Source organism: Pedobacter gandavensis (assembly GCF_032678745.1).
Taxonomy (GTDB): domain Bacteria; phylum Bacteroidota; class Bacteroidia; order Sphingobacteriales; family Sphingobacteriaceae; genus Pedobacter; species Pedobacter gandavensis_C.
The window spans coordinates 724,026-745,565 of record NZ_JAVTST010000002.1; the positions used below are offsets into that span (position 1 = coordinate 724,026).

11 protein-coding genes are annotated in these 21,540 nt (G+C 40.2%); 5 read left to right on the top strand and 6 right to left on the bottom strand.

All coding sequences use genetic code 11. The features are described from left to right. Nucleotides 1-29: 29 nt before the first annotated feature. The 3 genes from R2S10_RS10895 to R2S10_RS10905 form a co-directional block, all read right to left on the bottom strand. Nucleotides 30-890: a hemin ABC transporter substrate-binding protein gene (locus tag R2S10_RS10895; protein ID WP_316840474.1), complete on the bottom strand. Its 861-nt coding sequence runs from the start codon at nucleotides 888-890 to the stop codon at nucleotides 30-32. An 88-nt stretch (nucleotides 891-978) separates the two neighbouring features. Further along, nucleotides 979-2,400 (bottom strand): HmuY family protein, encoded by a 1,422-nt coding sequence (locus R2S10_RS10900; protein WP_316840475.1) that lies wholly within the window; start codon nucleotides 2,398-2,400, stop codon nucleotides 979-981. 22 nt (nucleotides 2,401-2,422) lie between these two features. Next, nucleotides 2,423-4,699, bottom strand: a complete 2,277-nt coding sequence (locus R2S10_RS10905) for a TonB-dependent receptor (RefSeq protein WP_316840476.1) — start codon at nucleotides 4,697-4,699, stop codon at nucleotides 2,423-2,425. 196 nt (nucleotides 4,700-4,895) lie between these two features. On the opposite strand from R2S10_RS10905, the gene R2S10_RS10910 reads away from it, so the two are divergent. Next, nucleotides 4,896-5,948 carry a hypothetical protein gene (locus R2S10_RS10910; protein WP_316840477.1) on the top strand — a complete coding sequence of 351 codons (1,053 nt, stop codon included), beginning with the start codon at nucleotides 4,896-4,898 and terminating at the stop codon, nucleotides 5,946-5,948. Nucleotides 5,949-6,471: 523 nt separating this feature from the next. Here the strand turns inward: R2S10_RS10910 and R2S10_RS10915 are convergent. After that, nucleotides 6,472-6,948 carry a DUF6702 family protein gene (locus tag R2S10_RS10915; protein ID WP_316840478.1) on the bottom strand — a complete coding sequence of 159 codons (477 nt, stop codon included), beginning with the start codon at nucleotides 6,946-6,948 and terminating at the stop codon, nucleotides 6,472-6,474. A gap of 71 nt (nucleotides 6,949-7,019) precedes the next feature. On the opposite strand from R2S10_RS10915, the gene R2S10_RS10920 reads away from it, so the two are divergent. Next, nucleotides 7,020-7,604, top strand: coding sequence for a HupE/UreJ family protein (locus R2S10_RS10920; RefSeq protein WP_316840479.1), 585 nt, complete (start codon nucleotides 7,020-7,022; stop codon nucleotides 7,602-7,604). A 49-nt stretch (nucleotides 7,605-7,653) separates the two neighbouring features. After that, entirely contained in the window at nucleotides 7,654-9,981 is a 2,328-nt protein-coding gene (locus R2S10_RS10925) for a M1 family metallopeptidase (protein WP_316840480.1), read from the top strand. A 108-nt stretch (nucleotides 9,982-10,089) separates the two neighbouring features. Here R2S10_RS10925 and R2S10_RS10930 read toward each other — a convergent pair whose 3' ends face one another. Together R2S10_RS10930 and R2S10_RS10935 are read right to left on the bottom strand one after the other, a co-directional pair. Beyond that, complete coding sequence (locus R2S10_RS10930; protein WP_410478967.1) at nucleotides 10,090-13,290, bottom strand: DNA gyrase/topoisomerase IV subunit A; 3,201 nt, start codon at nucleotides 13,288-13,290, stop codon at nucleotides 10,090-10,092. A 146-nt stretch (nucleotides 13,291-13,436) separates the two neighbouring features. After that, the gene (locus tag R2S10_RS10935) at nucleotides 13,437-13,925 is read right to left on the bottom strand and encodes a cytidine deaminase (protein ID WP_316840481.1); all 489 of its coding nucleotides are present in this window, start codon (nucleotides 13,923-13,925) and stop codon (nucleotides 13,437-13,439) included. 165 nt (nucleotides 13,926-14,090) lie between these two features. Here R2S10_RS10935 and R2S10_RS10940 point away from each other — a divergent pair, with 165 nt between their 5' ends. Both R2S10_RS10940 and R2S10_RS10945 read left to right on the top strand, forming a co-directional pair. Continuing rightward, nucleotides 14,091-19,265 (top strand): translocation/assembly module TamB domain-containing protein, encoded by a 5,175-nt coding sequence (locus tag R2S10_RS10940; RefSeq protein ID WP_316840482.1) that lies wholly within the window; start codon nucleotides 14,091-14,093, stop codon nucleotides 19,263-19,265. Then, nucleotides 19,249-21,534 carry a BamA/TamA family outer membrane protein gene (locus tag R2S10_RS10945; RefSeq protein ID WP_316840483.1) on the top strand — a complete coding sequence of 762 codons (2,286 nt, stop codon included), beginning with the start codon at nucleotides 19,249-19,251 and terminating at the stop codon, nucleotides 21,532-21,534. The genes R2S10_RS10940 and R2S10_RS10945 overlap by 17 nt, the downstream gene beginning before the upstream one ends. The last annotated feature ends 6 nt before the right edge of the window (nucleotides 21,535-21,540 follow it).

Sequence of the window (21,540 nt, forward strand, 5' to 3'; positions counted from 1 at the left end):
ACTTAAAAGGATATATCCTGTTTTTTTGATCACTTTATCTTTTCTGCTAATGAAGTTACCGCCTGCCCTAATCGCGGACCAAAACTGGTCAGCATTTCGCCAGGCATGGTCACCACTCTTTTATTTTTCCCTGCATTGGTTTGGGCTACACCCTGCACCTCTAATAAACCGGGAATCCCACCTAAACTTTCCAATCCGTCATCAAATAACAGCAACACATCAGGGTTTGCTTTCACCAACGCTTCAGAGGTAAGAGGTTTATATTCTTCAAATTCAGTGATGGCATTAATGCCACCCGCCATTTCAATTACCTTTTCTACTGGGGTACCTGTACCACCCACCATCATTGTTCCTGTACCACGTGCATAAATGAACAGTACTTTAGGTTTTTTAACATTATTAACATGGGCTTGTGCCGCTGCCAATTGTGTTTCGAAAGCTTTCGACAAAGAGTCTGCTTTAGCAGTATACTGAAGGCTATCTGCCACCGCATGAATCAGCTTTTTCGTTCCCTCCGCAGTAAACTCCTGATCGAAAAGAATCAAGCGGATCCCTGCTGCTTTAAATTGCGTAGCCAGTTGTGGACTCATTTCTTTCGCCAAACCGACAACGATATTTGGTTGTAGGGATAACACACCTTCTGCATTAATTCTCCGGTTGTGTCCTAATTTAGGCTTGCTTTTCAGGCTCTCCGGGTAATTGCTGGTGATATCTGTCCCTACAATATTTTTCTCCAGGCCAAGACCGGCAACAATCTCAGAAATCGTTCCATTAAGGGAAACAATTTTGATACTGTCCAGCGATTGATCCTGTTTATTTTTGTCTGCATTGGAATTACAGGCCCCTAGTGCCATTACCCCGCATAACAAAATCATTATTTTATATTTCATATCTCTTTTTTTAAAATCAGAAGGAGGGAAAAAAGGATGAGCTTCCGGCATCCACCGGAAGCTTCCTACAACCTAAACTAACCAAATTTTAGCCCTTCTTAACGAGTACATACTCAATCACCGGCTCACCGCGTTTACCGCCATCACCAGCACCCATTGAAATAAATCTCAGTTTATATACATTTCCTGAACCATCTTTAACTACATAAAAACGATCCGATTTTACTCCTGTTGCCGGACTAGTAGAACGCCAGTCTGAACCAATTACATTACGATCTGCTTTGAAAACTGTTGCAGCAATATTACTCTCATTAAAGTTTGCAAAAGAAACCGTGGTTGTAGCCACTTGTGCCACCTGCGTACCACCTAGATTATTCACAAAAACAATGTCGGAGAATCCATAAGGATAAGTCGTTCCGCCTGCTGCACCATAGTAAATAGACCAGGTCCATACCAGATCCCATTTCGCTTTTGCAGGCTCCACATTCACTACAGTTGCCACATCGTTAAAGTTGACAAACACATAGTTGTTTGCTGCATCCTTAACCAGGTCGATAGTTTTGAAAGTTGTTTCTTTTAATTTAGCATACTGTAAAGTATAACCCGTTCCTTTTCTCAGGATACGAATTTTCAATAAGTTGTCTAAAGACAATACTGAAGTATGGCTACCTCCCGAAGGATTCACAATAAATACTTTATTGTCTGCATCAGTAGCAGAAACACTGGCAATCACATCCTTGCTTACATCACCATTCACGTTGTCAATATTTACAAAAGGATGGTCAGTAGCAGATTCCGAAACACCTAAAGCAATAGCCAGGTCGTCCAGTACCACATCCGCTGTAGTTACCGTATTTAAATCTGTTTTACCAGCAAGTTTAATTGCCGATGTTCCATTGGTATTGTTCAATCTTACTCTGAAATCTGTTCCTGAAGAGAAACCAAGTACCCAACTATCTCTCTTTACATTGACAGTGGAGTTACTGCTTAAATCTACATACACCGTATTCAATGCACTACTTCCAGCTTCAGCAGCAAAAATTCCTTTTAGTGTTAGCTGCGAGCCTTCAGAAGTAATTGAAGAAAAACTCAATTCTGTTTTTAACGTGCTACCCATTACAATCGGACTTCCGGCAGCGCTAATGTTAAAAGCGATGCTTTCTGTACCATTGATCACTGCATTGGCAACCTTTTTCACTTTAAATGAAACACTGGTTGCTCCAGCTGGAATGCTCAATGTAATTGCATTTGCTGTTGCAGCAGGTTCGGTAGTATATTCTGTTCCGTAAGTTAAGCCAGTTCCCTGAAGATTAACTGTTACCGCTACTGCAGCATCTGCTGCTCTCGCTAAGTTTATTTTCAATACCGCTTCTGTTGATGCCGCCTCAAGACCTTGCTTTGCAGCTTCAAAATTGATGGTATTGTCTGGCATTGGCGGATCCGACTTTTTGCAGGAAACAGCCGTCGCCATTAGCGAAATCATTAAAAGGAAATGGAAAACTTTTTTCATAATATTTTGATTTTATAATTGATTACTTTTTAGCCCAATTCATGGTTAATCCCAGGAAATAAGATCTTCCATAGCCCATAGGGCTATTGCCATCATTGGTATGCGCACCGGCTTCTTCGCCGGAAATACGTACCCTCGTTACATCTAATAGGTTTCTTACGCCAGCATTGATGCTTAAATATTTGTTAATGGTTTTGTTTAAGGTCATGTCTGCCATGTGATAAGCGGCCACTTTGCTCAATCTTGCTGTAGTGCCCTGGCTACCATTCGTCAGGATATAGGCTGATTTCTCTCCTGTGAATTTGTAGAACAAGCTCACATTCGTGTTGATTTTCGGAACCAGATAAGAAATATTGGAATTCAATTCCGGTGTCCATACAAATTTTGGCGTGTCACCTAGTGTTTCTTTATCTTCAGAATACATATTATACTGACCGATATAAGCGAATCCTACACTTGCCTGTAAACCTTTCCAGTATAGGGTATTGTTCCACTCCCCACCTGTAGTTTTATTTTTAGCGATGTTGAGGTAGGTATTTACATTCGTCGTACCTTCCACCAGACCTAAATCAATCTTGTTTTTATAGTCATTAAAAAAACCGCTTAATATGGTATTGAAGCGTAAATCAGGACTTGTTTTTACCGCCCAGGCAAGAGATCCGTGAAAGCTATTAGAATATTCAGCTTTCAAATCCAGGTTACCTGCAATGTCATGGTTGGTATCTTTGTAATAAAAATACAGCTCCCTTAACATTGGAGCTCTAAAGCCCCTGGCATACGACAAACGAAGGTCAAGATCTTTATTCAGCTTAATTTTAGTATGTAGGGATGGAATGATTGGCGGTGCCGAATAAACCGAATTTTTAGTCAGCCTAAAACCTGGTTTCAATTGAATCGCATCATTCAACTGCCATTGTGTAGACAGGAAAAATGAATAATCATTGATCACTGGTGACCCACTGATTCGCTGCCCCTGTCCGGAGTTGCGATTGAATTCAATTCCTGGCTGTAAGCTCAGTTCCGGTAATATTTTATATTGAACAGTACTTCTAAAAAATATCGTTCCGAGTTCATCCAGGTCTTGTGCCCCTAATTCTGTAGATAGCGTTTCTTTTCCTGTAGCCAGTTCCAAATCTGTAGATAATGTTCGGCGACTATAATCAGTATAAGCTGCTGCGGCATCAATGCTCAGCTGATCATTTACATATACTGATCCTTGCAATTGGTGGAACCAGCGCTTAGAAATATACTCTTTATCTGATACTCTAGGTGAATTGCTGATTGGGCCTAATAGTTTTAAACTTTCATCCGCACCATTAAATCGGTACCAGATATCGAATTTTCCGTTTTTATATCCGGCAGTAGCCGAAGTCAGCCATTGGTCTTTTGGCAACCATTCTTGCTCGCGACCGGTTTTAAGACCCTGCCATCCGCCAAAATTATTACGACTCCCGGAAGCAGCAAGCTGCCATCCTTTTTTCTGCCAGTTCAACCCAATAAATTCATTATGTATTCCTTTGCCACTAAAGGCATCATATTCTTTTCCTGCACTCTCTTCCTGAGCCCTTACCGTTACAGAAAACTGATCCTGACCACCTCTTTTAGTAATGATATTGATCACCCCTGCCATCGCATCGGTACCATAAATCACAGACATCGGCCCTTCTACAATTTCTATACGTTCAACGGTATTCACATCAATTTGTCCGAGGCTCTCTTTTCCTGTTCCGCGATCCATCATTGGAACCCCATCCAGTAAAATTTTAATTCCCGCACCAGATACCCCCATCAACTCCGGACTAGTGATCCCGGTAGGTCTATCGGTAGAAAAACGAATGCCCAATTCCGTATTTAAAATGTTTTTCAGCTCTGTTGCCCCCCGAAGGCGGATCATTTCAGCGCTGATGGTTCGTACATTATAAACTGAATTTCTTAAAGATTGCGGCTCATATTGTCCGGTGATGACTACCTCATTTAATTCGTAGGCATTTTCCTTTAATCTGATCGCTGGTAGTTCCTGATGTTGATTGCTGACTACCTGTAGCGGTGTTTCTATTTGCTTTTTAGTAACCGATTGAAAAATCAAGATTTGTGGTCCCTCGGCTGCAAAAATTTTAAAAGCCCCTTTATCGTTAGTATAAGTAATGCTTTTTTGTCCTTTGATGAATACCAGCACGTTTGCTGCCGGCCTGCCCTCTGCTGTATTTACAGTTCCTGAGATAAATCCACCTTTTTCCTGTGCATTAGCCGTGATTACGGAAATAAATAGCAAAATAAGCAGCAACAGCAATTGTCTCATTGTTTAATTATTTAGAATGATTTCAAATAGTGATGCAAGTATAAGGACTTATTTAGAATTATTCCAAATATTATTTAGAATAATTCTAACAAAGACAGTAAACAGAAGCATACTGTTCTATTAAACTGCTTTTTTCTTACTTTAAAGTTGGTATACTTGTAACAATATTTATCTTTAAAAAACAATTACCTATTATATGAAAATACCTCAATTAGCAGGAAGAGTATTGATTGGAATGGCATCGCTAGGTGTATTCATCAGTTGTACTTCTGACGCAAAGAAAACGAACGACAAGACAAAAACAGTTACTGCCGCTGGCGATACAGTAGCCACTCCGGAACCGGAGGTAGGTAGCGTACGTGAACCAGTGGATACTGCAAAATATAATGCATTGATGGCTAAGATGGCCAATGGTGACACTACAGGTAGATGGCCGGTTAAAAAAGGACCATATCCATTGGCAGGTGCAATTTTACCATTTAAACGTATCGTAGTTTATTACGGAAACCTTCACTCTAAAAAGATGGGTGCGTTAGGAGAATATGCACCTAAAGAAATGTGGAGCCGATTAAACAAAGAAATTAAACACTGGGAAAAGGCAGACCCAAGTACGCCTGTTCAAGCGGGTGTACACTACATTGCTTCAGTAGCAAGCGGTACGCCAGGAAAAGACGGAATGTACATCAACCGCATGGGTGATAAACAAATCGACTCTGTGTTGAAAATCGCTAAAATGCAAAATGCGATTGTATTCTTAGATATACAAGTAGGCTTAAGCACGATTCAAAAGGAATTGCCAAGATTAGAGAAATATCTGCAAATGCCACAAGTGCATTTAGGGATTGATCCTGAGTTCTCAATGAAAGATGGTAGCAAACCAGGAAAAAGAATCGGTACTTATGATGCAGCAGATATCAACTACTGCACAGATTACCTGGCTAAACTAGTTAAAACACACAACCTTCCTCCTAAAGTATTTGTAGTACACCGTTTCACCCGTAAAATGGTGACCAATTACCAAAATATTAAACTTCGTCCAGAGGTTCAAGTGGTAATGCACATGGATGGATGGGGCGAGCCAGAACTTAAAAAAGGAACATACCGTCACTTTATCTTCCCTGAACCAGTTCAGTTTACAGGTTTTAAATTATTCTATAAAAATGATTTGAAGAAAGCACCAAACAGACTGATGACACCTGAAGAGTTATTAAAACTGAAACCAGTACCGCTTTATATTCAGTACCAATAATAGCGCTGCTATTCTAAATATTCTTAAAAGAGGTCTGTAAAGACCTCTTTTTTTATGCCGCAATCTCCGATCAACTATTTCCTGCATGACCTTTCCTTAAACAATGTCACCATCCTTAACAAAATACGCTATATTAGAAACTTATTTTTCCAGGTGAATTTTGAAGAAATTCAAATAAAATTAAGGGTAAGTCCGAAATTTTCGCTCAAAAAAAACCGTAAAATACAGGCAATTCTGCCGGATTTCAGGGCCACAAAAAGAGGCCAAAATACGCTATCTGTTTTGCTCTTGTTTTGCTCTTCTTTTGCTTTTCTTTTGCTCCAGTTTTGCGCAAGCAAAACAAAAGCAGAACTCTGTCAAAACAATAGTAAAGAAAGAAAACGAGCGTGTATGGCGCCTGCATTAATTAACCTGCAGTTAATTAACATGTAAATCCAAAGATGCTGCTTCCTATCCTTTCTGCATACAGGAGAAAGAGAAATCTAAGCGGTTCAGGAGAAGAAGAAAAGGATCATTCCTGAATTTAAAATGCCAGGCTTGCAGTATTCTTAGGATTATCAAGTTTGGTGCTTTTTCTTTTCCCATTCACCGTTACATGGATCATATTGGATTGCGATTCATGTTCTGCAAATAGCACATCATTTTTAATTTCGATGTTCTTTATGGCTGGTAAAGGGGCAGTTTCAAAATAACACCATGCCGCATCTTCTTCGATTTCATAACCCAGATATTTATACACAACAAGCTGTTGGTTGACCTTCAGTTGCAAATGTTTTTTGAGGTAGTCCGCAATTAACAAATCCACCTTTTTACGGTCTACCGGCTTAAGAATATTTACCTTTTCTTTATACTGACGATCCAGTGCTTTTTCAAAATCATCAAAGAAAACACGCACACTTACTTGTACCGTTTTTGACTTCGGATCTTGCGTAACCTCCGTCACACTTACATAAAAAGGATGAAAGATAGGAAGCAGATAAATCAGTAGAATATGTAACATAGGTGCCCGGAATGAACCGAAATTAGAAAAATGTTTGTATAATTAATTCAAAATTACGAATTCAATTAACAATGCAAGATTTTTGGCTTTATTTCCAGTTAGGCTGGCAACACATTTTAGACTGGCAAGGATACGATCATATCCTTTTTGTAGTAGTACTCTGCGTAACCTACGCCCTCAGCGACTGGAAAAAAGTCCTGATCTTAGTTACCGCATTCACTGTAGGTCACAGCATTACCCTCGCTTTAAGCGTTTTTAAACTAATCAATATCCACACCCCGCTGATCGAATTTTTAATTCCGGTAACCATTCTGATTACTGCTGCGGGTAATATTCTTAATAAAAGACCTAAAAAAGGAGGAACCTATTTAAAATACTTCCTGGCTTTATTTTTTGGCTTGATCCATGGATTGGGATTCTCCAATTATCTAAGGAGTCTACTCGGCAAAAGCAACAATATCGTTCCTGAGCTTTTAGCTTTTAACCTTGGATTAGAATTCGGACAAGTGATCATTGTAGTCGGTATCCTTATATTTTCCGCTATACTGACTGGCGTCTTTAAAATTAAACGCTGGGACTGGAATTTCTTTGTTTCATCCGCTATATTTGGGATATCCTTTATCATGGCTGCTGAAAGATATGCTGCTGCCTTTTAAATGAAAAAACAACACCTTGTACAAACTACCCACACCACATAATCATCAAATGAAAAGAAATCTACTCTTCCTTTCTTTACTCTTCATCAGTTTCCATGGTTCGGCACAATACCTGAACAATCCAGGATCTAATCACGGCAACAAGTTTGAGCAATTGGGAACCATCATCACAGATCCTAATATTTACCGCTCCGCTTCAGGTGCCCCTGGGCCAGCATATTGGCAACAACGCGCAGATTATGAAATCAATGCTGAACTAGATGAAAAAAACCTGCGTCTAAAAGGTTCGGAATCTATTACTTATTATAACAATTCCCCTGATCCATTGAGTTACTTATGGGTACAGCTGGATGAAAATGAACATAAATCTACCAGCGACAACAAGCTGACAGAAACCAGTAAAGTCTCCAATAAAATGAATTATGAAGACCTGGCAGGCATCATCAACAGTCCGAACGACCTGGGTGTTAAAATCATTAAGGTAACTGATGAAAAAGGGAAATCCCTTCCTTATACCATCAACAATACCATGATGAGAATCGACCTTCCTGCGGTACTTCAACCTAAAGGAAAGTACAAGTTGAACATCTCCTGGACTTATAACATTTCCAACAGAATGACCGTTCATGGCAGAGGTGGCTATGAATACTTTCCAGAGGACGACAATTACCTGTTCACGATCACTCAATGGTTTCCAAGAATGGCTGTCTATTCAGATTACCAGGGTTGGCAAAACAAGCAATTCGAAGGAAGAGGCGAGTTTGCACTGGTATTTGGAAACTATAAAGTAAATATGACTGTCCCGGCAGACCACGTAGTGGGCGCCACCGGCGAATGTCAGAACTACGCACAAGTATTGAACGGCAACAGTTTAAAAAGATGGAATGCTGCTCAAACAGCCAAATCACCAATAGAGATTGTAGACCTACAAGAGGCGAAGGCAGCTTTAGCTAAAAAAGCTACAGGTACCAAAACCTGGACCTACCTTGCAGAAAACGTAAGAGATTTTGCCTGGGTATCCTCCCGCAGATTGGTATGGGATGCAATGGCCACTCATATTAACGGCAAGAAAATCATGTCGATGTCGTACTATGGACCAGAAGCCTACCCGATTTACAGTAAATATTCTACGAAAGTAATTGACCATACCTTAAAGGTATACTCAAAACACACCATCCCTTACCCTTATCCGGTAGCCATTTCTGTAGAAGCGGCAAATGGAATGGAATATCCAATGATCTGTTTCAACCATGGTCGTGCAGAAAAAGACGGCACTTATACAGAATCAACCAAGTATGGAATGATTGGTGTGATCATTCATGAGGTTGGTCACAACTTTTTCCCGATGATTGTCAACTCTGACGAAAGACAATGGTCATGGATGGATGAAGGATTGAATACTTTCTGTCAATATCTGGCAGAGCAGGAATGGGACATCAATTACCCTTCACAGCGTGGTCCGGCACATAAAATAGTGGATTATATGAAGATGCCTAAAGATCAGTTAGAACCGATCATGACGAATTCTGAAAACATCATCAACTTTGGCCCAAATGCTTATGCGAAACCTGCAACCGCTTTAAACATACTGAGAGAAACCGTAATGGGCAGAGAACTGTTCGATTATGCTTTTAAAGAATATGCGAAGAGATGGGCTTTCAAACACCCTACCCCTGCTGATCTGTTCCGCACGCTGGAAGATGCTTCTGCAGTTGATCTGGATTGGTTTTGGAGAGGCTGGTTCTTTGGAACAGACCCGGTAGATATCGCCTTAAATGAGGTTCGCTATTACCGTATAGACAGCAAGGATCAAAAGATAGAAAATAAGGAAAATCAAAAATCCTATGATAAAAACAATGACAACATCAGCAAGGCCCGCAACAGAAAAGAAGGGATAAAGTTTGCTGTAGAACAGGACACCAGCTTATTGGATTTCTACAATAAGTTTGATCGTTTTGAGGTGACTAAAACTGCAGATGAGCAATTCCAAAAATACTATAGCTCACTTACTGATGACGAGAAAAAGCTTTATGAAAGCAAAAAGAACTTTTATGAGCTGGAATTCTCTAATGAAGGTGGCTTGGTGATGCCTATCATCATAGAATGGACTTTCAAAGATGGCAGTAAAGAAATAGACCGCATTCCGGCTTACATATGGAGAAAGAATGAAAACCAGGTGACCAAGGTTTTTGCAAAAGACAAGGAAGTCATCTCGGTTCAACTAGACCCTTATCGCGAAACTGCTGATATAGACGAAAGCAATAACTCCTGGCCAAGGAAAGCCCAACCTTCAAGGTTTGAGCTGTTCAAGCAACAACAAGCGCCTAGAGGCAGCGCTACAGGTGGCAACCCAATGCAGCAAGCGCGACAAAAATAAGGCTTAGCTTTATTTTAGCAGGCATAAAAAATGGCCCCAAAAAGTGAATGCTTTATGGGGCCATTTTTTATGCCTGCTATTTTAAGTATTCTTTTTATCTCAAGAGCATTAAAACAAATCCAGTTGGTCCGGATTGGTAATCTCTAAGGTGATCTTCTTAGCAGCCTCTTTATCTGCTTTTGAAGTACTCCAGGCCTTTTTAGGTTTATCTTTTACTACTGGCGTTGCCGAAAATGCTTCCTCAGTTGCTGTATTTGTATTTCCCTCCAGTTCAGCGCTTTTTTCCACAACCGGAGCTGAAATCACCTCTTTTGGCTTTTCCACATCAACAACAACAGGACTAATCACCTCTTTCTTAGTAGTATTAAAAGGCTTCTTAACGATTACCTTTTCTTTCTTCTCCACAGCCTTATCAACAGAGTTATCAACATTAGTGTCCTCATTATCCTCTTTTACCAACAGCTTTTCCACAACAGCTTCCGTTGGAGCCGGTTCTTCCACCAGAACCTGCTTAACTTTCCCTTTTGTTTCTTTTACGGCTGGTTCTATGGCGCTTTCAGTGGCTTCTATTGCCTCTTCAGGCTGTTCTGCTACTTCCGGATCTTGTACAGGACTTTCTGGAACAGGTGGAATTGGATCCTCATCTTCATCTGTAGAATCAGCTTCATCATCAGAACTTTCGTCATCATCATCTACATCGCTGTCTTCGACAACAGTAGCTTCTTCATTTGTTGATTCCGAATCTTCTGATTCTTCCCCAGCATCTTCTTCAGTGTTTTGCTCTACTTTTCCTACTTCTTCTAACTCATCCTCTTCATGGTTAAAGATTTCGATGTGTCGCACATCATGTTGTGTTAAACGGTTTCCATTTGCACGGATTCCTTTCACATCAATAAATTCAGAAAGCAGAATTTCCAGCGTCTCCGGTGTCTGTGTTTTACCTTTTAACACATCTACCTTTAGCATAGCTTCAGGATTGCTGGTTAAATAAAGGAACTTAGAACCGTTTTCTTCTGAGATCAGACTTAGTTTCTTTCCTACACCGATCGGTTCAAATACAAAGCGCTTCACAAAATGATTTTTCGCTTTACCTTCATACTGAACTACTGTAAACGGTTTTTCAGGATCAAACTTCTGAATCAGGATCAGGTCTGCATCAAAATGGTTCGTCAAATCAAAGGTACTCAGCTCATACCAGCCATCTTTATGCACCTGAAGGATCTTATCGTCTCCATCAAATTCACCAAGATATTTGCCTCTGCCATCTACATTCAATCTTCTCAACAATTCATCATACCAGATTTTCAATCCTGCTAAGGTAGACACACCTTTGCTTTTCAGTAAGATCTTCTTGATTGGGTATTTAGATACAATATTTCCTTGTGAGCCACGTCCTTTAATCGCAATTTCTGCGAAATCCAGGTCGAACTGCAGTTTCTTTAATTTAGTATGCGGCTTCAACATAACCGTCACGATTTCCGCTTCCCCATTAGGGTTGGCCGTGAAATAAAGAACTTTAGAGCCTTTACTTCCTTTAGTCAGGTCGTATTCCTTATCACGGGTAATGCCGACTACTGCGAATCGTTTTACGTAAGAAATCCCACTCGCTCCATCTTTATAGATCAAGTTATAAATCGTCCGTTCATCGCCCTTTTTAAACACCTGTGCGTGCAGGATTCCTTTACCCACAAATGTCTTATCAGCTACTTTAGTGATGATACATTTTCCATCTTCCCTGAATACGATCACTTCATCGATATCCGAACAATCGGCGATAAACTCATCTTTACGAAGTCCGGTACCAATAAAACCTTCTTCTCTGTTCAGGTATAATTTCACATTGGCCAAAGCTACTTTCGAAGCTTCTACCCTGTCAAATAAACGGATCTCTGTTTTTCTTTCTCTTCCTTTACCGTATTTATCCAATAACCTCTGGAACCAGGCAATGGCATAATCCGTTAAATGGCGTAAATGGTTTTTCACCACTTTGATCTCATCCGCCAGTGTTTTCATTTGATCATCCGCTTTCTTCACATCGAAGCGCGTGATGCTGCTCATTGGTTTATCAATTAGCTTTTTGAAATCTTCCGGAAGGATTGCCCGGTACAATTGCGACATAAATGGTTCGAACAAACCGTTCAACACCTCTACTACGCCATCAAAGTTTGCCGAGTTTTCGTATGCTGCATTTTTATACATTCCCTCCTGAATAAAGATTTTCAGCAATGAGCTGAAGAAAATCTTCTCTTGAAGTTCATTCAATTTAATCTCTAATTCCAGTTTCAGTAAAGCCTTGGTGTTGTTCGTATTCTCGATCAGAATATCGTTTACACTTAGGAAATGAGGTTTATCTCCTTTAATGATACAGGTATTTGGTGAAATAGATACCTCGCAGGAAGTGAAGGCATACAATGCATCGATGGTCACATCCGGAGAAATTCCGGGCGCCAGCTGCACTACAATCTCCACATGAGCGGCGGTATTGTCTTCAATCTTCTTGATTTTGATCTTTCCCTTATCATTTGCAGAAAGGATACTATCAATTACAGAACCGGTAGTGGTACTGAAAGGAATCTCGGTGATGACTAAAGTTTTCTTGTCTTTTTCCGTGATTTTAGCCCTTACCCTTATCTTACCACCACGCATACCTTCGTTATAAGCAGAGAAATCTGCCATCCCACCGGTAAAGAAATCAGGTAAAATATTTGGGCGTTGACCTTTTAAAACCTCTATGGAAGCTTCCAGCAATTCGATAAAATTGTGGGGCATTACTTTCGTCGCTAAACCAACCGCAATACCTTCTGCACCTTGTGCCAATAGCAAAGGAAACTTTACCGGTAAAGTTACGGGTTCATTGTTACGACCATCATAACTCAACTGCCATACTGTAGTATCACCATTGAATACCACTTCATTGGCAAATTTAGACAAACGGGCTTCAATATAACGTGGGGCAGCGGCACTATCACCGGTAATCGGGTCTCCCCAGTTACCCTGACAATCGATCAGCAGATCTTTTTGTCCGATTTGCACCATGGCATCACCAATGGAAGCATCCCCGTGTGGGTGATACTTCATGGTATTCCCGATAACGTTTGCTGCTTTATTGAAACGTCCATCGTCCATCTCTTTCAACGAGTGTAAAATACGTCGCTGAACAGGTTTCAAACCGTCGTTAATGTGTGGTACAGCCCGATCTAGGATTACATAAGAAGCATAATCGAGGAACCAGTTTTCATAAAGTCCATTGATAGGAATTACGGTATGTTTGCTTTCTTCGTTTATGTTTTTTTCTATTTCGTCGCTCATCAAAAATGGATTGGATTCTGTAAATATAAGGGTTGAAAACGAAATTTTAAGCAACGATTTCCCAACAGTTCCTGTTAAGAACCAGCTTTATGAGCCATGAGATTCGCATGCTTTTTAAAACGGGATACCCCGAATAGCAAAAGGAATTATACTGATAATCGCGATTCCACAAATACGAAAGGCAACAGATTTTTTATCCCTTTAACTTTTAAAATTTCCCCGTTGATACAATAAAACAAGACTTCAATTTCCTGTTTTTGTTTCTGTTCAAACTCTGCCATCACCTGTAAACAGGCACCGCAGCAAGTCACGGGTTTTTCAATCACAAAGTTATCAGTTTTTGCGGTAATTGCCATACTTTCAATCACTGCATTCGGATCATCTGAACCGATCTTAAATAATGCCACCCTTTCCGCACATAATCCGGACGGATAAGCAACATTCTCCTGGTTACTACCCAGTACCACACTTCCACCTTTTAACTGTACAGCCGTCCCCACTTTAAATCCAGAATAAGGAGAATAAGACGTTTTTAACGCTTCTACCGCCTTTAAGCACAATGCCCTATCCTGCTCATTTAATTCTTCCGGCCCCTGAAATGACTGGTAGCTGATTGTGAAATTTCTTTCTTCCATGGGCTAAACATACAAATTTCGAGGTTCCCCTTAAAATCAAATTTTGCCCCAGGTCATAAACAATTTTATTATATTGATTGTACTTATAGGGATAACCTGTCAAAATCAGCCCGGTGGCATGGTTTTAGTTAACCTATAATCATACAAACTATCAATTTAAGTCAATTGAATAAATATATACGCAAAAGTTTTAAAGTCCTTTTATGGATCATCGCCAGCATCATTATGCTCGTTGTCCTACTTGCCCTTTCTCTTAATATTCCTGCCGTCCAAAACTTCGTAAAAGATCAGGCGATCAGCTATTTGAAAAACAAGACAAAGACGGAAGTTAGCCTGGAAAGCATCCATATCGCCTTTCCAAAAGATATTGTCCTCAACAAATTCTATCTGGAAGACAAAAAAGGAGACACACTACTTTATGCGCAGAAATTGGCAGTAGACCTGAACCTGTTCAAAATATTGAACAATAAAGTAGAAATCAATAACATCTCTTTAGAAAAAATCAGAGCCAATGTCACCCGGATCAATCCGGATACCACCTTCAACTTCTCCTTTTTAGTAGACGCATTTATGTCTGATCAAAAGAAACCAGAAGATCAGGTGGAAAAAGATACGACTTCAACACTTAAATTTTCTGTTAGCAAAATCAGTTTAGATGATATTGGTATTGTATATCGTGATGATGTGGCAGGAAATGAGGTAAACCTACACCTTGGTGAATTTAAGACCGATATCAAAGACTTTGATATGGACCAGCAAAAGTACGTCATCAAATCTCTTTCCTTAAAAAACACCGACTTAAAATACGCTCAGAAAAAACCACTTACGCAGTTAAAAGCACACCTGGAAGAAAGCATCGATACCGCAAAAACGGAATCCGGAAAACTGCCTTTGGTAGAGATCCAGGACTTCGCTTTCAACAATGTGAAGGTCAATTTTGATGATCAGCTATCGCAAATGAGCGCAGATTTGAATTTAAATGAAGTGGTATTGACACAATTAGTGGCCGACCTAACCAACAACAAATACAATGTTGCCACAGGAAAAATCAATAATTCTACGGTGAATTACCTGGCCGCTGCCTCGCAAATGAAGGCAAAAGTAAATCTCAAAGAGTTTTCCATGAGCAAATTGATGGCCGACCTTACTAAAAGTAAATACCAGTTAGAAGAAGCCAATTTAAACAATTCTGATGTGCTTTTTGCCTTTAAACCTGCAGCAGCGCCCGCTACAAAATCCGGGACAGTCGGCAAAACCGAGACAGCGGATAAAGGAGCAGCAGCGACAGCTGATGCCCCAATCTCTCTCTTGCTAAACAAACTAAACCTTTCAAAAAACAACATACAATACGATAATCTGAGTGCTAAACCCACGAAAGGAATGGATTTCAATCACCTAAAAATAAGCGATCTGGATGTCATCGCTGAAGGACTGGGTTACGGTCCGGAGGGCATCAAAGTGATCGTAAAAAAAGGTTTCATGAAAGAGAAAAGCGGTTTCCAGTTGTCGCGCTTACAGGGAGACGTTTTATATACAGATAAAGCTATTCATGTTAAAAACTTCATCTTAAAAACACCCAATACTTCTATTGAAAATGCAACCGCATTGACTTATACTTCTATGGATGACCTGACGAAACATCCGGAAAGAGTAAAGATCAATATGGTGGTCAAAAACTCTACGATAGGCTTGAAAGATGCTGGTTATTTTTCTGATGCTGTACCCGCAGCTTATAGAAATGAAAAACTAAAGATCAACGGGAATGTAAATGGTTACCTCAATAACCTGAATATCCCCCGTGTGCAGATATCTGGTTTAAAAAGTACCAATATAGACCTTAACGGTAAAATCAAAGGCTTACCGGATATGAACAAACTCTATATGGATTTGAACATTAAGCAGTTTTCATTAACCAAGCCGGATCTGCTGGTAGTGATTCCTAAGAACACCTTACCCACAAACATAGAACTCCCGAACAGGATTCAAGCTAATGGTAAGTTTACAGGTTCATTAACCAATTTCAATACTGGTTTCAACATCAATACCGATATGGGATCGGCCAAATTACTGGCCAATATGAAAGGGCCTAAAGGAAGAGAACAGTATACGGCCAATATCAACCTGAACAACTTTAATGTAGGAAAACTGTTGAAACAACAGGCACAATTGGGCAGAGTAACAGCCAAAGCGACTGTTAATGGAACCGGTTTAGATCCGAAAACTGCCAGTTTAAAAATCAATGGACAGGTGTTGAGTGCCGGCTATAATAAATACACCTATAAAAATCTAAACATCAACGGTACATACGCAAAGCAAAAGTTGGATTTGAAAAGCAATATGGCGGACAGCAATTTGAATTTCAACTTAACTGCAGCTGTAAATATAGCAGGTAAATATCCGGCCGTAAAAGCAAAAATGGACCTGACACAGGTAGACCTGAAAGCCCTAAACTTTAGTCCGACGGAATTTAAAGTTGCCGGTATCATTGATGCTGATTTAAGTACCGCAGATATGGATTACCTAAACGGCGATGTATTTATCAAAGGCTTGCAAGTGGTAAAAGAAGGTAAAAAAATCAATGTAGACACGATTCAGCTTCATGCAGAAACTACAGCTGAGAAAAGCTTGCTGACTTTAAAATCGGAACTCATGAGTGCTAGAATCGATGGAAAATACCAATTGTCGAATCTGGCTACCGCAGTCACCAATCAACTCAATAAATACTATCAATTTGGAGAAGTGAAACCAATCCCGGATCAGCGGATTCGTTTCTTCGCCAAGGTTTATAACCCTAAATTCTTACAGGATTTCGTGCCTTCATTAACCACTTTCTCTCCTTCATACATCTACGGATTACTGGATACCCAGAAAGATAGTTTAACCATGAAAGCATGGGTTCCTCATGTAGTTTATGGCGATTACAAAGTAGACAGCACCAAGTTGAGCATCGACAATACCAACCAGAAAATCAATTACAAGCTGACGGTAAAAAGCCTGCAGAGTTCTTCGATCAACCTTTACAATACAGAAATAAGTGGTGATGCGGTAGCCAATAATTTAGGCATTAACATTTATTTAAGAGATAGTAAACTCAAAGACAAATACCTGCTTGGTGGTACCTTCCAATCGATTAATAAGGATTTCCGCTTTAATCTGGATCCACAAAAACTCCTGCTAAACTATCAGAAATGGGTGGTAGCTCCCGACAATTACATCCAGTTCGGCCAATCGGGAATTATGGCCCGGAATTTCGATATCAGCAGGGATAACCAATTGCTAAGCGTCAACAGTGTGGGTGATGAGTCTAATGCCCCATTAAAAGTCCTGTTTAAGGACTTTAAGATCGAGACCTTAACCAAATTTGCAGAGCAGGACAGCTCGCTGTTGGGTGGCTCCATCAATGGAACGGTAGATGCAAAAGACCTGATGGGAACGCCAAAATTTGAAGCCAACCTAACCATTGATCAATTGCGTTACCAAAAAGATCAGCTGGGGACACTACGTGTAGCAGTAAACAACAATACCGAAAATGCTTTTGAGACGAATATTTCCCTATCCGGTGTTCATGAACTTAGGGCCAATGGTTTCTATTACACTTCACCGGAAAGCGCTTTAGATTTAACGTTGAATATCGATAAGATAGACTTGAAGCAGCTGGAAAGCGTTTCCATGGGGCAGATTAAAAATGGCTCAGGAACTATCAGCGGACAAATGTCGGTAAAAGGTGCTTTAACCGCACCAAAGGTAATTGGAGAGGTTAAATTTAACCAGGCTGCATTTACAGCGACCTATGTCAACTCTTATTTCAGAATCCCGGATGAAACCATTAGCTTCAATGAAGAAGGGATCAAATTTGACAACTTCACGGTACTGGATTCCCTAAATCAGCCATTAAAAGTGAATGGAAATATCTATACCACAAATTATACAGACTTCCGTTTTGGTCTGGATATCTCTGCCAGGAACTTCAGATTAATGAATTCTACAGAGGCTGATAACGACATGATCTATGGTAAAGTGTTTGTCAGCACCAATTTCTTTAGAATCCGTGGAGATATGTACCAGCCACAGATCAATATGAACATTACCGTGAATAAGGGTACTAAGTTTTTCTTCGCAATGCCAAGTTCTGATCCTTCGATCATAGATCAGGAAGGTGTGGTTCAATTTATAGATGCAGATGCAGCACCATTTAATGGTAAAGTAGCTTTATCTACGGATAGTGTGACTAAGGCTCCGATCATGGGCATCAATCTGAGTGCAGACCTCAACATGGATAAAGAAGCAGAGTTTACGGTGGTGGTAGATCCTTCAAATGGAGACCAGCTGAAAGTAAAAGGAGAAGGTACTTTAAATGCAACGATGGATCCGAGTGGGAAGATGAGCCTTACCGGCCGATATGAACTTAGTGATGGTTCTTACAAACTTTCCGTTGGTGGCATTGTATCCAGAGAATTTAAGATACAGCAAGGCAGCAGTATTGTCTGGACTGGCGAGCCAACCTCTGCAAATGTAGACATTACGGCATTGTATGAAGCGAATGCTCCTGCAATCGATCTTGTTGCCAACCAGGTTAACGACGAACTGAGCAGAGCCCAATCGAAACAAAAGTTCCCATTCCAGGTGTACCTGATGATTACCGGTGAAATCATGAAACCAATTATCAATTTCAAACTGGATCTACCGGAAAATGAACGTGGAATTATTGGTGGACTAGTTTATGCCCAATTGCAGACCATAAATACAAATGAGAGTGAATTGAACAAACAGGTATTTGCATTATTGGCATTAGAACGGTTTATAGCAGAAAACCCTTTCCAAAGTCTGGCGGGAAGCGGAAATGGTCTGGTGGCTAATTATGCCCGTCAGAGTGTGAGTAAATTATTAACCGAACAACTGAACAATATGGCTTCAGATCTGGTTAAAGGAGTCGATATTAATTTCGGATTGAATACCTCCGAAGATTATTCCAGCGGAAAACTGGAAAACCGCACAGAACTGGAAATTGGTTTGTCTAAGAAACTTCTGGACGATAGGCTCACAGTAACTGTAGGTAGTTCTTTCGGATTAGAAGGAAATTCAGGTCAGAACAATAACAATTCCAGCAATATTGCAGGAAACGTAAATATAGAATACCTGTTATCTAAGGATGGCCGCTACCGTCTGCGTGCTTATAGACGAAATCAGACAGAAGGAATTATTGAAGGCCAAATTATAGAAACCGGCATTGGTTTCGCCCTGGTAGTGGATTACAATAGATTCCGTGAGATATTCAGACAATTTAAAGACAGACGTACGATTAAAAAAGAACAGAAACCCAAAAATGAGAAAGCGAATTAGACCTTTATTTTTTATGAGTCTTTGCCTGGTATTTTCTGCCTGCAGCAATATAAAATATTTGCCCGCAGGACAGAATCTATATACTGGAGCAACAGTAAAGATCAATCCGGACTCAACAGGGAAGATTGATGAGGAAAGCAATATTAAGGGGATTTTGGAAGATAAAACCCGACCTCGTCCCAATGCTTCATTTTTAGGATTAAGGATCAAACTATACATTTATAACATTGCCGGAGAACCTAAGAAGCCAAAAGGCATCCGCCATTGGTTGCGCAATAAAGTTGGAGAACCTCCTGTATTGCAAAGTCAGGTGAAAATCCCATATAACAATGCCGTACTGGCCAGTTATTTAATCTCTCAGGGGTATTTACAGGCGAAGGTAACCGGAGATACCGTCGTTAAAAACAGAAAGGCAAAAGCCATCTATACCGCTGAAACTGGAGATCGTTATACCATCAATCAGATCAATTTCCCAAAAGACAGTGCAGGGATCGCTTCACTGATCAATCATAACTCAGGTAAATCTTTAATTAAAACAGGTGATTTTTATGATTTCGACACCTTCAAAGCAGAACGGGAAAGAATAGACAACGACCTGAAACAAGGTGGCTATTTCTATTTTAACCCGGATTACCTGATCCTTCAGGTAGACAGTACCATTGGAAAAAACAAGGTCAATGTCTATGTGAAAATTAAGGAGATTACCCCTACTGCTGCACTGAAGCCTTACACCATCAACAACATCACCATTTACCCGAATTTCTCGCTAAGGAATGATTCTTCTATCCGGGCGAGTAAACCGGTACTTTATAAAGATTTCATCATTAAAGATCCTAAAAACACATTTAAGCTGGGTGTATTTGACCGACTGGTGTTTTTCAATAAAGGGGAACTTTACAATAGAAAAGACCATAACCAGTCTTTAAACAGAATGGTGAACATTGGAACATTTAAGGTGGTAAAGGCAGATTTTCTTCCGGTAGATAGCTTTAGAAACAACCAGCTGGACGTCAACTTCTACCTGACTCCATTAAAGAAAAACTCTTTATCATTCCAGGTTTTAGGAACCAGTAAATCCAATAATTTTGTCGGTTCTGAAGTGAAACTAACCCAGACTACCAGGAATGTATTCCGTGGTGCAGAGAAACTGGAAATCAGTGCCAGTGGTGGTTTTGAGAAACAAATCAGGGGATCAAATCAGGCACAGGGGAATTCATATTCCTTAACGGGTCAGGCCAAATTAATTTTCCCTCGTTTTCTGATTCCATGGTTTAAATTCAATAGCACTAATGCTTTCATTCCTAAAACAAATATACTTGCCTCTTATCAGATTCTGGATCGGGTAGATTACACCTTAAAGGCGGCGAAAGCAGAATTCGGTTACGACTGGAAGGAAAATGTTTATAAGGAGCACATTTTCAATCCGATTTCCATCAATTATGTGAAATCGAATGTAATGGATTCTGCCAAACTATTTAGGGAGAACCCTTCTTTAAGGACCAGTTTAGAGAACCAGTTTATTGTGGGTTTAAACTATAATTTCACCTATAATGACCAGGTCAATCAGAATAAAAGAAATAACATTTACTTCTCCGCAGACCTGGAAACATCTGGCACCGTGCTGGGCTTATTGGCGCCAACAGACAATACAGGAAAGAAATCCATATTGGGTACTGCCCTTTCTCAGTTTATAAGATTGGAAGGTGACATCAGAAACTATTATAAAATCAATAAAAAAGTAACCTGGGCAAACCGGTTTAACGTTGGTTTCGGCTATGCTTATGGAAATAGTAAGGCCCTTCCCTTTGTCCGCCAGTTTTTTGCAGGAGGAAGCAGTGACATCCGGGCTTTTGGTTCCAGGATATTGGGGCCAGGTACCTATGTAATTCCTGACACGGTAACGTTCAAGGATCAGGGTGGTGACATTAAGGTCATGCTGAATACGGAATTACGTTTCAAAATTGTCAGTGTACTTTACGGTGCTGCTTTTATCGATGCAGGGAATATCTGGTTGAGGAAAAATGATCCTTTAAAACCGGGTGGGCAATTCAAATTTAACAGCTTCCTGAATCAGATGGCTGTAGGTACCGGTGCAGGATTAAGAATTGATGCTTCCTTCTTTGTGATTCGTTTAGACCTTGCCTTCCCGATCAGAAGACCTGATTTACCAGGTGGACCAGCATGGGTCATGAAGGACATTGACTTTGGCAGTAGTGCCTGGAGAAAACAAAACTTAACATTCAACCTGGGTATTGGTTACCCTTTCTAAACGAAA

Coding starts and splice junctions, on each gene's coding strand:
- R2S10_RS10915 (WP_316840478.1), bottom strand. CDS start 6,948: ATGTTACATATTCTACTGATTTATCTGCTTCCTATCTTTCATCCTTTT.
- R2S10_RS10925 (WP_316840480.1), top strand. CDS start 7,654: ATGAAAAGAAATCTACTCTTCCTTTCTTTACTCTTCATCAGTTTCCAT.
- R2S10_RS10900 (WP_316840475.1), bottom strand. CDS start 2,400: ATGAAAAAAGTTTTCCATTTCCTTTTAATGATTTCGCTAATGGCGACG.
- R2S10_RS10935 (WP_316840481.1), bottom strand. CDS start 13,925: ATGGAAGAAAGAAATTTCACAATCAGCTACCAGTCATTTCAGGGGCCG.
- R2S10_RS10905 (WP_316840476.1), bottom strand. CDS start 4,699: ATGAGACAATTGCTGTTGCTGCTTATTTTGCTATTTATTTCCGTAATC.
- R2S10_RS10945 (WP_316840483.1), top strand. CDS start 19,249: ATGAGAAAGCGAATTAGACCTTTATTTTTTATGAGTCTTTGCCTGGTA.
- R2S10_RS10895 (WP_316840474.1), bottom strand. CDS start 890: ATGAAATATAAAATAATGATTTTGTTATGCGGGGTAATGGCACTAGGG.
- R2S10_RS10920 (WP_316840479.1), top strand. CDS start 7,020: ATGCAAGATTTTTGGCTTTATTTCCAGTTAGGCTGGCAACACATTTTA.
- R2S10_RS10930 (WP_410478967.1), bottom strand. CDS start 13,290: ATGAGCGACGAAATAGAAAAAAACATAAACGAAGAAAGCAAACATACC.
- R2S10_RS10910 (WP_316840477.1), top strand. CDS start 4,896: ATGAAAATACCTCAATTAGCAGGAAGAGTATTGATTGGAATGGCATCG.